Below are 12,601 nucleotides of genomic sequence, written 5' to 3' on the forward strand. Positions count from 1 at the left end.
TCGACTCACTGCATTTATCACGATTGTGGGTTTGCCCATGATCGAGTCCATGCCCGGGTATGAGCGCATCTGCATTTCACCCTTAGGCACGTGCAATAACCGGAGGCGTCAGATCCTCCGGCTCTATAACAATGACAAGAAGAGCGAAGCCATGCGTACGATAGATGCATCAGCCCTGATCGACGGGGCACGATTTAATGCCTTCCATGCGCGCGTGCTGTTCTGGTGCGCGTTGATCATCATTTTCGACGGATACGATCTCGTCATCTATGGGGTCGTGTTGCCCTCATTGATGGCCGAGTGGGGCCTCAGTTCGTTGCAGGCGGGTGCGCTGGGCAGCTGCGCGCTGGTGGGCATGATGCTGGGGGCGTTGTTTTTCGGTTCACTGTCCGACCGTATAGGTCGACGTAAAACCATCATGATGTGTGTCGCCATCTTCAGCGGCGTCACAGCGATCAACGGCTTGGCGCAAAGCCCCGAGGCGTTTGCGTTGTGCCGGTTTATCGCCGGTCTTGGGATCGGTGGGGTGATGCCCAACGTTGTGGCGTTGATGAACGAGTACGCGCCAAAGAAATCCCGGAGCACCCTGGTGGCGATCATGTTCAGCGGCTACTCGTTGGGCGGAATGCTATCGGCGGGCCTGGGCATGGTGCTGATCCCGCAATGGGGATGGCAATCCGTCTTCTATGTAGCGCTGATACCTCTGTTGGCCTTGCCTTTGTTAATACGCCAACTGCCGGAGTCGATGGATTTTCTACTGCGCACCGGGCAGTCCGTGAAGGCTCAAAATCTATTGGCACAAGCGGAGCCGTCTTACGTACCCACTCCCAATGACCAGTTGAACCAGATGGTCGCCAAAGGCACGAAAGTGTCGATTGCGCAGCTGTTCCAGGACGGGCGCAAGGTGAACACTTTCATGCTGTGGCTGGCGTTTTTCTGTTGTTTGCTGATGGTTTACGCGCTGAGTTCCTGGCTGCCGAAACTCATGACGGCCGCAGGCTATGGATTGAACTCCAGCCTGGCGTTTCTGCTGGCACTAAACGTCGGCGCAATTATAGGCGCAGTGGTCGGTGGGTGGCTGGGTGACCGCATTGGGATCGCCAAGGTCTTGTTCGCGTTTTTCAGTTGTGGAGCGTTAGCCCTGAGCCTGTTGGCGCTCAAGGCGCCGTTACCCGTTCTTTATCTGCTTATCGCCATCGCCGGGGCATGCACCATTGGTACGCAGATCCTGGCCAACGCTTGCACCGTGCAGTATTACCCTGCGCACATACGCTCTACCGGGCTTGGTTGGGCGATGGGCGTCGGTCGCACCGGAGCCATCATCGGTCCATTGCTGGGCGGCGCGTTGCACGCGTCGTCTCTTCCTCTGCAGGCGAGTTTTCTCATCTTCGCAGTCCCAGGCCTGATAGGGGCCGTGGCCATTCTGGTGTTTCTCATCCAGAACTCTCCAGGCCGTCAGGCCGCCTCGTCCAGGCAAACCGTGTCGCAATAACGATGGCCGAATCAGGCGATCTCAAGGAAGGGCTCGCCTGGCCAATGAGCGCTCGTCCCGCGAAGTATTATTCACATCTATGATGGGATGTATGTGGGTCGCGGTATTTATCAATAGCGCTCAGATGGCGATGATTTGCTTACTCCAACAACAATCAGCCTTATGGGTAACTTGCTATGCGTACTTCTCAATCCAAACTGCAGATCGGTATTGTCGGCGGCGGTATTGCCGGCGTGGCCCTGGCCCTGGACCTGTGCCGTCACTCCCACCTGAGCGTGCAATTGTTCGAAGCTGCGCCTGCCTTTGGCGAGGTCGGAGCGGGTGTCTCCTTCGGCGCCAATGCCGTTCGCGCCATCGCTGGACTGGGTATTGCCGAACCCTACCGCAAGATTGCCGACCAAACCCAAGACCCCTGGCAGGACATCTGGTTCGAATGGCGTCGGGGTGAAGATGCCGGGTATCTGGGCGCAAGCCTGGCCGAAGGGGTAGGGCAGTCTTCGGTACACCGTGCTGACTTCCTCGATGCGCTGGCCAGCCAGTTGCCCGAAGGGATTGCCCAGTTCGGCAAGCGTGCCGTCAGCGTGGAACAGGATGCCGAACAGGCTCGCGTTGTTTTCACCGATGGCACTGAGTATCGCTGCGACCTGTTGATCGCCGCCGACGGTATCAAGTCATCGATTCGTGACCATGTGCTCAACGGTCTTGGCCAACCCCTGGTGGCGCCGCGTTTCAGTGGTACCTGCGCCTATCGCGGGATGATCGACAGCCAACAGCTGCGCGCGGCCTACCGGGCCCGGGGTGTCGATGAACACTTGATCGACGTCCCGCAGATGTACCTGGGGCTGGATGCACATATCCTCACTTTCCCCGTCAAACAAGGCCGGCTTATCAACGTTGTAGCCTTCATTTCCGATCGCAGTCGTCCTGATCCAACCTGGCCAAGCGATGCTCCGTGGGTACGCAATGCCAGCCAGGAAGAAATGCTCTGTGCCTTCAACCATTGGGGAGACGCTGCTCGGGTGCTGCTCGAATGCATTCCATCCCCCACCCTTTGGGCGCTGCATGAACTCGATGAGTTGCCAGGTTACGTGCACGGCCGCGTGGGTCTGATCGGCGATGCTGCGCATGCGATGTTGCCACACCAGGGCGCTGGAGCAGGTCAGGGCCTGGAAGATGCTTGGCTTCTGGCGCGATTGCTGGCCGATCCGCAGGTCCTGGACAGCCAGCCGCAAGCGGTGCTCGCGGCTTACGACGCCATTCGTCGTCCCCGCGCCTGCCGTGTACAGCGCACCTCCTGGGAAGCCGGGGAGCTGTATGAACTGCGTGATCCGGCCGTGGCCGATGACGAACAACTGCTGGGCAAAACCCTCGCCGAGCGTTTCGACTGGCTGTGGAATCACGACATGCAGTCCGACCTTCAAGAGGCTCGTGCTCAGTTGGGCTGGCGAGCAGTCGCGTAATGCTTTGAACCACCACGCACGGAGGGAGCACCCAGCGGCTCACTTCGTCGGTGAATACCAATAAGATCGGGTGAACCAAGATGACAGTGACAATTTCGCAACTGCCGCAATTGCAGCAATTCTTCCGAGAAGCATCGGGGCTGGACAACAACGAAGGCGATCCACGCCGCAAACAGATCGTTTTGCGGTTGCTGCAGGAAGTCGCCCGAGTGATCGAAGATCTGCAGATCAGCGACGATGAGTTCTGGGGGGCGGTGGACTACGTCAACCGTCTTGGCGCCAGAAACGAAGCCGGTTTGCTGGTCGCCGGACTTGGCATCGAGCATTTCCTTGATCTGCTGGCCGATGCCAGGGACGCCGAAGCGGGTCGGACCGGCGGCACGCCACGCACCATTGAAGGCCCGCTGTATGTAGCAGGGGCTCCGCTGAGTGAGTACGAGGCTCGCATGGATGATGGGAGCGAGGACGGCACCGCAACGGTGATGTTCCTGGAGGGTCGCGTAACCGACTTGAACGGTCGGCCGATCGCCGGCGCCACCGTGGATTTGTGGCAAGCCAACACCCAGGGCAACTACTCCTACTTCGACAAGAGCCAGTCTGAATTCAACTTGCGTCGCCGGATTCTCACGGACGCCAATGGTTGCTACCGGGCTCGCAGCATCGTGCCTTCGGGCTACGGTTGCGATCCAGCCGGCCCGACTCAGGAATGCCTCGATCACTTGGGCCGCCACGGTCAGCGACCCGCGCATATCCACTTCTTCATTTCTGCCCCTGGGCATGAACATCTGACCACCCAGATCAATCTGTCGAATGACAAGTACCTGTGGGACGACTTCGCCTACGCGACTCGTGACGGGCTGATTGGCGAAGTTCGCTTTGTGGAAGACGAGGAACGAGCCGCAGCCATGGGTGTGGCAGGGCGCTTTGCCGAGATGACTTTCAATTTCAGCCTGCGTCCGGCCACCAGCGAACAAGCAACCCATCGCAGCCAACGCCCGCGAGCGTTGCAGTCTGCCTGACAAACCGACGTTTTCTCGGCTTTGACGAACCACATCAAGGAGACAACGATGTCCCGGACCGATGCACAATCGATGAACATCCGTGCCGCAGTACTGCGCACCTCGGGAGCCCCATTGCAAATTGAGGATGTCCTTCTCGAGGCTCCTCGTCCAACCGAAGTGCGAGTGCGCGTGGTCGCAACAGGTGTTTGCCACACTGACATGGTGGTGCGTGATCAGCTGTTTCCCACACCACTGCCGATCATTCTCGGTCATGAAGGTGCCGGTGTCGTCGATGCGGTCGGTTCTGCTGTCACCACGGTGCAACCGGGCGATCACGTGGTCATGACGTACATGTCATGCGGTCTTTGCCTGCCTTGCGAAACAGGTCACCCGGCACATTGTACGCACATGCACCCGCTGAACTTTGGTGGTGGCCGACTCGATGGCAGTACCTCCGCTTGCTCATGTGGCAACGACCACGCCATCCACGACCATTTCTTTGGCCAATCCTCATTTTCCACTTACACGATCGCCAATGAGCGCAACGTCGTCAAAGTCCCAAAGCAGGCACCATTGGAACTCTTGGGGCCGCTGGGTTGTGGCATTCAGACGGGCGCAGGATCAGTTCTCAACGCTCTCAAGGTTGAGGCAGGATCGAGCTTCGCCGCCTTTGGTGCAGGTGCGGTCGGACTGGCAGCGGTAATGGCGGCGAAGGTCGCTGGCGCTACGACCATCATTGCTGTGGACGTCACTGCGAGTCGACTGGAACTGGCTCTCGAACTGGGAGCGACCCATGTCATCAATAGTCGCGAAGAGGATCCGGTTCAACGCATTCAGGCCATCACCCAGGGCGGTGTCAATTACAGCCTTGAATGCTCCGGTCGCTGCGAGGTATTGCGCCAGGCGATCGACTCAGTCACCACGCTCGGCACCTGTGGCATCGTCGGCGCTACCAAAGTGGGTACCGAGGTTGCCTTCAATATCAACGACGTGATGATTCCCGGCAAACGGATCATGGGCATCGTGCAAGGCGATGTCGTTGCCAATGCCTTTATTCCGAAGCTGGTTGATCTCTTCCTGCAGGGCCGATTCCCCTTCGACAAGCTATGCAAGTTTTATGAGTTCGATGAGGTGAACCAGGCGATGGCCGATAGCGAGCGCGGTGTCACCATCAAACCGATTCTTCGCATGCCAGTCCCTGCTTCGGTCTAACTTTTTCGGTCTCCCAAGGAACCAGCAATGACCGTTCAAATCGTAATAGACAATCAAAAGCTCGACGCCTCCAATGGCAAGACTTTCCAGCGTATCGACCCGCTCAGTGCCGCGACCGTGAGCGTAGGTGCAGCCTGCAGCGTCGAGGACGCCATCCGTGCTGCCGAGTCTTCCCAACGCGCCTTCCGGACATGGTCAAAAACCGGCCCAACCGAACGCCGTCGCATACTGCTCGCGGCAGCCGATGCCCTGGAATCGAAAATGACGCAGTTCTGCTCGGTCATGGCCGAAGAGATTGGCGCTTCGCAACTCTGGGCACAATTCAACGTGGGCGCATCGGCCAACCTGCTGCGTGAAGCCGCGGCCCTGACCACACAAATCAAAGGCGAAACCATACCTACCGACAAGCCCGGTGCACTGTCGATGACGTTGCGCCAACCGGTGGGCGCGGTACTGAGCATCGTGCCTTGGAACGGGCCGGTCATTCTCGGCGCACGGGCTATCGCCTACCCACTGGCGTGTGGCAATACGGTGATCTTCAAGGGCTCTGAAAGCAGCCCACGTACGCATGCGTTGCTGGCCGAAGCCTTTTACGATGCCGGTTTGCCGGCGGGGGTATTGAACTTTCTGATCAGCGCGCCAGAAGACGCATCTGCTGTGACGGAAGCACTGGTCGCTCATGACGTTGTGCGTCGAGTTAATTTCACCGGCTCGACCAAGGTTGGCCGCATGATCGCCCAGACGTGCGCCAGTCATCTCAAGCGCTGCCTCCTGGAACTGGGTGGTAAAGCACCTTTTATTGTTCTGGACGATGCGGATATCGACGGAGCAGTCAACGCGGCCGTTTTCGGAGCGTTCCTTTATCAGGGTCAAATCTGCATGTCGACCGAGCGTTTCGTGGTCGATGAAGCGGTTGCCGAGCAATTCGTTTCTCGTTTTGCGGAGCGCGTGAGGTCGCTGGAAACGGGCGTTCCATCGACGTCGCCAAGTTGCGTGATTGGTCCGATGATCGGCCAGGGCTCGGTACAACGGATCAATCATTTACTCGATGACGCCATCGGCAAGGGCGCTGACATCGTGGCTGGTGGCCTGGCGGAAAATGCTCTGATGGGCCCGACACTGGTCGATCGGGTTACCCGTGAGATGTCGATTTACGACGAAGAGACCTTTGGGCCCGTTACAACGATCGTACGGGTGAAGGGTGCCGAGCAAGCGCTCGAGGTCGCCAACGACACCGCCTACGGACTTTCCTCTTCAATCTTCAGTCGCGATGTGACACGGGCATTGGAGTTGGCGGGCCGACTGGATGCAGGCTGCGTACACATCAATGGCGCCACCGTACAAAACGAACCGCAGGCCCCTTACGGCGGAATGAAGAAAAGCGGCTACGGACGCTTCGATGGCAGCGCGGTCATCGAGGAGTTTACCGAGGTCAAGTGGGTCACGGTTGAACCCTCCAACCAGCCTTATCCCTTCTAAGTGTGAAACCGGCGCGTAATGCGCCGGTTTTTCTGCCGCTCGGGACGTCTGGAACTGTCACCCCAGGCGCGTCCTTTAGTACTTGATGACGGTGCGGATCGACTTGCCTTCATGCATCAAGTCGAACGCTTCATTGATGCGCTCCAATGGCATGGTGTGCGTCACAAACGGCGCAAGCTCGATCTCTCCATTCATCGCGTCCTCGACCATTTTTGGCAGTTGGCTGCGGCCCTTGACGCCGCCGAAGGCGGAGCCTTTCCATGTGCGACCCGTCACGAGCTGGAAGGGGCGGGTAGAAATTTCCTGGCCCGCGCCGGCGACGCCGATAACGATCGACTGACCCCATCCACGATGCGCACTTTCCAGCGCGGCGCGCATGACATGCACATTACCGATACATTCGAATGAGTGATCAACACCCCAGCCCGTCGCTTCGATGATGACTTGCTGAATAGGCTTTTCGTGATCCTTCGGGTTGATGCAGTCAGTGGCTCCGAAAGATCTGGCGAGATCAAATTTCCCAGGATTGGTATCAATGGCAATGATGCGTCCAGCTTTGGCCTGGCGTGCGCCTTGAATCACAGCCAGACCAATACCGCCGAGTCCGAACACCGCAACGGTATCACCAGGTTGCACTTTCGCAGTGTTATGTACTGCGCCAATCCCTGTGGTTACGCCGCACCCGAGCAGGCACACGTGCTCATGGTTAGCTTCAGGATTGATCTTCGCGACAGAGACTTCAGCGACAACCGTGTACTCGCTAAAGGTGGAGCAGCCCATATAGTGGTAAAGAGGCTGGCCGTTGTAGGAAAAACGAGTGGTGCCATCTGGCATCAGACCTTTACCTTGGGTCTCACGGACCGCGACGCAAAGATTGGTCTTGCCGGATTTGCAGAACAGACATTCGCCGCATTCGGCGGTGTAGAGGGGGATGACGTGGTCACCAGGCTTCAAACTCGTTACGCCTTCACCGACTTCAACCACTACCCCGGCACCTTCGTGACCCAGTACCACGGGGAACAGCCCTTCAGGGTCATCACCCGATAATGTGAAGGCATCGGTATGGCATACACCGGTGTCCGTGATCCTGATCAACACTTCGCCAGCGCGCGGTGGTGCGACGTCGATCTCGACAATTTGAAGTGGCTTGCCTGGCTCAAATGCAACGGCGGCACGAGATTTCATAAAATATTACTCCAAGTGATAATGCTGGTTTGAGGTTGCCTCCATAAAAAGGAGCCCTCAGTTAAGCAGGTCGGCAATGGATTCAGCCGCCAGTTGATAGGAGCGGGAGCGTGCTTGGGGATCATAAATCCGCGCATCGATTATGATCTCGTCTGCCTCGGTGGTCGCGATGAACTGGCGCAGCCAACTTCCGACATCATCTTGGTCGCCTACCGCGGTGCAAGCCATGGCCTGAGCCAGGTTGTGGCGATCCACGTCGGCGAGCCTTTCCACAAAACCCTCTTGCGGGCGCGGCAGAGCACCTGCTTTTCCCGCATACAAATTGCTTACCCAATGACGGTGCGAACTCGCCAGATACTCAGCTTCGGCGCGTGAGGGGGCCGCGAAGACATTGGCGCCAGCGATGACATAGGGGCGGTCAAGCAACATCGAGGGCCGGAACGAGGCGCGATAGTGCGCGATGGCCTGCATCAGGAATCGAGGCGCGAAATGTGAAGCGAAGGCGTAGGGGAGCCCCATTTTTGCAGCGAGATCCGCACTGTTGAGACTCGAACCCAACAGCCATAGCGGAACGTCATGGGTCTCAGGGATCGCACGCACCGGCTGATTTCCGTTGTCCGCCAGGTAGTCCGTCAATTGCTGGATATCCTGGGCAAAGTCTCGCTCGGAAGCATCACCGCGCATGGCGCGAATAGCCAGCCCTGCAGACCCTGGTGCTCTGCCAATGCCCAAATCGATGCGACCGGGAAACAAGGTATTCAATGTCCCGAACTGCTCCGCCACTATCAGAGGCGAGTGGTTGGGTAGCATGATTCCACCGGAACCGATACGCAGGATGCTGGTTGCCGCAGCGAGATGCTGAATGAGCAAGGCGGTCGCCGAAGAGGCAATACCCGGCAGGTCGTGGTGTTCGGCGATCCAGTAGCGTTTGTAGCCGTGGGCTTCCACGTGTCGCGCAAGAGTTGCGGCGTCATCAAGCGTGTGGGCGAAGGTTTTTCCTTCACCGATCATCATGAGGTCAAGCACAGAAAGGGCTGTCATTGCATATTCCGTTTTGAAGGTGAGGTTTGTGACGCAGCAATCCGCTACTTCAGTGGGAACTCTGACCAGGACGGATGGCGCTCCAGGCGTTGATCGATTTCACGTAGCGTCGCCAGGCAGCGCTGGAGCTTGAGGTAAATGTCACCCCCGTAGTCCCAGCCGAGCACGCCGATGCTGCCGGTGTACCCCACGCGATTCAGTGCGGCGATCAGGGCGAAGTTGTCCATCTCCCCGCGGTCGACTGGCTCCATGGTCGCCACGCCGCCCCAGCCCAACTGCGAAAGTGCACTGCCGGAGGTCACCACTTGCATGAGCCAGGGTTTCATTGCTGCAAGGCGCCGCTCCAATTCGCCTTCCTGGCTGGCGTACCAGTGATACCCATTGAACGAGGCCCCCAGGCGTGGGTGAGCGAAGAGCTCGCAAATCTGCACGACTTGCGTAGTGGTCTGGGTGACATGATGAAGATGCGGATACAAGGCGATCCGTAATCCGCGCCGCTCGGCAATGGGCAGCAACGACTCGATAAACCGCAGAATGGCTTGGGCGCCATTGACAGTGGTCTGAATCGCCAACTCGATCAGCTCTACACCCTCGACGGTTTCGACGATGCGCCGTACCAGGGCATCATTGCGCCCCTCGTGTAGCACCAGGTAAAGGCCTTCGATGTGCAGGCCATGGTTTTCCCGGACGCTGGGCAACAGGCTTAGGTCAGTCAGTGGTGTGCCGCCCCAGGCGGCGACAGTGATGCCGTCGTAGCCGATCTCGGCCAACATTTCGCACTGTGTCTGAAAGGCGTATACGCCCATCGACGAGTAGAAGAAGGAATCGAGTGCATGGATGCGATGAGCCATGATTTATCTCCTGGCTCAGCGGGGCGAGTCGGTCAAGACGGCCCACTCTGGGTGGGCGGCCAATCGTTGTTCCATGGACCGGAAGGCGGTGACCGATCGGCGAAGGTTGCCGTAGACATCGCCGCCCATGCTCTCCCAGCCGAGCACGCCAAACCGCCCGTCAAAGCCACGCCGTTCGAGCGCGCCCAACAGCACGAAGTTATCCATTTCCCCCTCGTCGAGCGGTTCGATGGTGGCCAGGCCGCCCCATCCGAGCGGGGAGCGCCGAGTACCGGCAATGTTCACCTGTTTCAGCCAGGGCCACATCGCGTCAAGGCGCTGCTCCAGAGCCTGTTCTTCAGTCGCGTACCAGTGATACCCGTTGAACACGATGTTGAGCCGCGGATGGTTGAACTCCCTGCAAAGGGCCACTGCCTCGGTGGTCGTCTGCATGCCGTAGCGGGCGTGCGGATACAGGCTGATCTCCAGGCCTCGGCGTTCGCAGATCGGGAGTAGGCGCTGGATCATTTGGCGGTCGAAGTTGGTGACTTCGTCGCCGGAATGCAGGGCCAGTTCGATTGTGGTGCAGCCCTCGATAGTCTCGAACAGGTTGGTCACAAATGATTCCAGGCCCCTGCGATAGATCAGGTAGACCGCACCCACGTCCAGGCCCCAGGTGGGTTTGACCTGGGCGATCGACTTCAGGTCGTTACTCCAGGCAGACATCGTCAATCCCTGGTAGCCAAGCTCGGCGAGCATCTCGCACTGCGCCGCCAGGGGATAGGTCCCCAAGGCCGTCTGAAAAATGAAATCCATGTGATGCAAAGGACGATTCATGAGTGGGTCTGCGCTGTAGTTGGTTTGGCGGGTAAGGACGCACTTGGAAAGTGCGGCAAGAGGTATTCGCCTAGCTCGTCGATGACTTCCGAAGCGTGGCGTCGTTGCGGTTTGAAGTGCAGGGCAACGTGACTGACGCCCTGATCCTGCTGACGTTTCCAGTGTTCGATCAGTGCGTTTCGTCCGGCACGCAGCACGCGCCCCGCCTGGAGGGGATGGTTCGGATCTCGGTCCAGGTCGAACAGAGTGCCGTAGCCATAGGGCTTGTAGACGTTGTCGCCGCAGGCTGCACGCCACCGCTCGATGATCTGGGGAATCAAGGCTGGATTGGAAATGTAGGAGAGGATGCCGTCACTGTTTTTGCCAACCCACTCAAACGACTGGCCGGCTTGACCAATGATAATGGTTGGCAGGCGTGAGCCCACTGGTTTGGGAACGAGGTCGATGTCTCCATTCAACTGGCCATAAAACCGAGACGGGTGCACGGCCCAGTGTGTTTCCGAAGCGGCGCGAATGATTGCTAGCGCATCACGGAAACGCTCTGCGCGATTGTCGAAGTCGAGTCCAAAGGCAGGGTATTCCACCGGCCGATCGCCTGTGGCCAGGCCCAGAATAAATCGTCCCCCCAGCAGTTGATCGATACTCGCGGCCTGCTTGGCAACAATCAACGGATCGCGCAGGGGCAGGACAATGCCGGCAGTACCGATGGCTATCTGCTTGGTGACGGCAGCGAGGAAGCCGGCATAGACCAATGGATCAAGTATTTGCCCCACGTCACCGAAGTTCGGATCGTAGAAGGGCACGTCCCGTAGCCAAATGGCGGAAAACCCCGCTTCGTCAACCTTATGAGCTAATTGCGCGTGATCCTGCAGGGTCGGGCCCGGGCTATCGGGATAGCTTTCCAGCGGTGCAATAAAACCGAAGGTCAAATGGCCGGGTTGGAAAACGCGCGCGAAGCCGGGGTGTTGCTTGAGCTCCGGCGCAAGTTCATAGGGGCAAGGCATCGAAGTCATTCGAAGTTTCTCGTTTAGTCAGATGAAGGTAACTACGCCGTGCGATAGAGCAGCGAGAAGTCACGATGGCGGTGACTATAAGTTGTATGATGAGAAAGAAAAACAGGATGCAGTTCCGATCATTTGCGAATAAAAGGCTCAAATAGGCTGAGGTGGCCATGGATCATTTTGGAGCGCTCAATGCGTTTGTTCATGCAGCGCAAACGCGCAGTTTTACCGAAGCCGGACGCCGGACCGGGGTGTCTTCTTCGGCCGTTGGCAAGGCGGTTGCCCGGCTGGAGGAAGAGCTGGGTGTAAGGCTGTTTCACCGGTCTACGCGCGCCATCACCCTGACATCCGAGGGCAGCCTGTTCCTGGAACGCTGCCATCGAATTTTTGCCGAGTACGAGGTTGCCAAGCGGGAGCTCACGCAGGCGGCCGGTAAACCCCAGGGGAAGTTGCGCCTTGGTTTGCCACAGCTGGGGATGAGGTTGATGCCTCACTTGATTGCGTTTCAGCAGGCCTATCCCGAAGTAGAGCTGGAGCTGGAGTTCAGTGATCGATTGGTCAACGTGATCGAAGAGGGTTTCGATGCCGTGATGCGTATTGGTGAGGTTGAAGACTCGCGGCTGATGATGCGCAAGCTCAACGGCTACAGTCATCGCCTGGTGGCGTCACCAGACTATCTTTCACAAAGGGGTGTGCCTTCCCGGCCATCGGAACTCTCCAGCCATTCATGCCTGCGTTACCGATACCCCACCAGCGGTAAACTCGACGCCTGGCCTCTGGTGGCAAAAAAGGGGCAGGCCAGTGTTGAACCGGGACAGTCGGCGACTGCCAACGCGATTGAACCTTTGTTGGCAATGGCTGAGGCGGGGCAGGGAATCGCTTGCCTGCCTGATTTTTTTGTCGAGGACGCCATCGCTGACGGACGATTGGTGTCGGTGCTGGATCGCTACGTTCGCGACCACCGCACCTTTGCCATTCTCTGGCCATCCAGTCGCCAGCCATTGCCCAAGATAAAGGCCTTCGTCAGCTTCATGACATCGCGGCTGACTTGATTCCCTGCGGT

Annotated in this window: 11 protein-coding genes; 6 read left to right on the top strand and 5 right to left on the bottom strand. The window is 58.3% G+C overall.

Annotation, left to right across the window (positions count from 1 at the left end; all coding sequences use genetic code 11):
• Positions 1-151 precede the first annotated feature (151 nt).
• The 5 genes from ACIO0C_RS10285 to ACIO0C_RS10305 all read left to right on the top strand — a co-directional run bounded on the left by ACIO0C_RS10285 (position 152) and on the right by ACIO0C_RS10305 (position 6,644).
• Entirely contained in the window at positions 152-1,492 is a 1,341-nt protein-coding gene (locus tag ACIO0C_RS10285) for an MFS transporter (protein WP_401311436.1), read from the top strand.
• Positions 1,493-1,668: 176 nt separating this feature from the next.
• Positions 1,669-2,952 carry a salicylate 1-monooxygenase gene (salA, locus tag ACIO0C_RS10290; RefSeq protein WP_401311153.1) on the top strand — a complete coding sequence of 428 codons (1,284 nt, stop codon included), beginning with the start codon at positions 1,669-1,671 and terminating at the stop codon, positions 2,950-2,952.
• Positions 2,953-3,032: 80 nt separating this feature from the next.
• On the top strand, positions 3,033-3,971 hold the full coding sequence (catA, locus tag ACIO0C_RS10295; protein WP_401311155.1) for a catechol 1,2-dioxygenase: 939 nt from the start codon (positions 3,033-3,035) through the stop codon (positions 3,969-3,971).
• 48 nt (positions 3,972-4,019) lie between these two features.
• Positions 4,020-5,165, top strand: coding sequence for an NAD(P)-dependent alcohol dehydrogenase (locus ACIO0C_RS10300; protein ID WP_401311157.1), 1,146 nt, complete (start codon positions 4,020-4,022; stop codon positions 5,163-5,165).
• A 27-nt stretch (positions 5,166-5,192) separates the two neighbouring features.
• The gene (locus ACIO0C_RS10305) at positions 5,193-6,644 is read left to right on the top strand and encodes an aldehyde dehydrogenase (protein ID WP_401311160.1); all 1,452 of its coding nucleotides are present in this window, start codon (positions 5,193-5,195) and stop codon (positions 6,642-6,644) included.
• A 75-nt stretch (positions 6,645-6,719) separates the two neighbouring features.
• Here ACIO0C_RS10305 and ACIO0C_RS10310 read toward each other — a convergent pair whose 3' ends face one another.
• Genes ACIO0C_RS10310 through ACIO0C_RS10330 form a run of 5 tightly spaced genes read right to left on the bottom strand, consistent with a single transcriptional unit; the run spans position 6,720 to position 11,550 of the window.
• Entirely contained in the window at positions 6,720-7,829 is a 1,110-nt protein-coding gene (locus tag ACIO0C_RS10310; protein ID WP_401311163.1) for an S-(hydroxymethyl)glutathione dehydrogenase/class III alcohol dehydrogenase, read from the bottom strand.
• Positions 7,830-7,886: 57 nt separating this feature from the next.
• Positions 7,887-8,870, bottom strand: coding sequence for an LLM class flavin-dependent oxidoreductase (locus ACIO0C_RS10315; protein ID WP_401311166.1), 984 nt, complete (start codon positions 8,868-8,870; stop codon positions 7,887-7,889).
• A 44-nt stretch (positions 8,871-8,914) separates the two neighbouring features.
• Positions 8,915-9,721, bottom strand: coding sequence for a sugar phosphate isomerase/epimerase family protein (locus tag ACIO0C_RS10320; RefSeq protein WP_401311168.1), 807 nt, complete (start codon positions 9,719-9,721; stop codon positions 8,915-8,917).
• 15 nt (positions 9,722-9,736) lie between these two features.
• Positions 9,737-10,537 carry a sugar phosphate isomerase/epimerase family protein gene (locus tag ACIO0C_RS10325; RefSeq protein ID WP_401311171.1) on the bottom strand — a complete coding sequence of 267 codons (801 nt, stop codon included), beginning with the start codon at positions 10,535-10,537 and terminating at the stop codon, positions 9,737-9,739.
• On the bottom strand, positions 10,534-11,550 hold the full coding sequence (locus ACIO0C_RS10330; protein WP_401311173.1) for an LLM class oxidoreductase: 1,017 nt from the start codon (positions 11,548-11,550) through the stop codon (positions 10,534-10,536). Before ACIO0C_RS10330 ends, ACIO0C_RS10325 begins: the two co-directional genes overlap by 4 nt.
• Before the next feature lie 158 nt (positions 11,551-11,708).
• Here ACIO0C_RS10330 and ACIO0C_RS10335 point away from each other — a divergent pair, with 158 nt between their 5' ends.
• A complete protein-coding gene (locus ACIO0C_RS10335; RefSeq protein WP_401311438.1) occupies positions 11,709-12,590 on the top strand; it encodes a LysR family transcriptional regulator in 882 nt (293 codons plus the stop codon).
• The last annotated feature ends 11 nt before the right edge of the window (positions 12,591-12,601 follow it).

Origin of the sequence: Pseudomonas sp. NPDC087336, assembly GCF_044744285.1 — a bacterium.
GTDB lineage: Bacteria > Pseudomonadota > Gammaproteobacteria > Pseudomonadales > Pseudomonadaceae > Aquipseudomonas.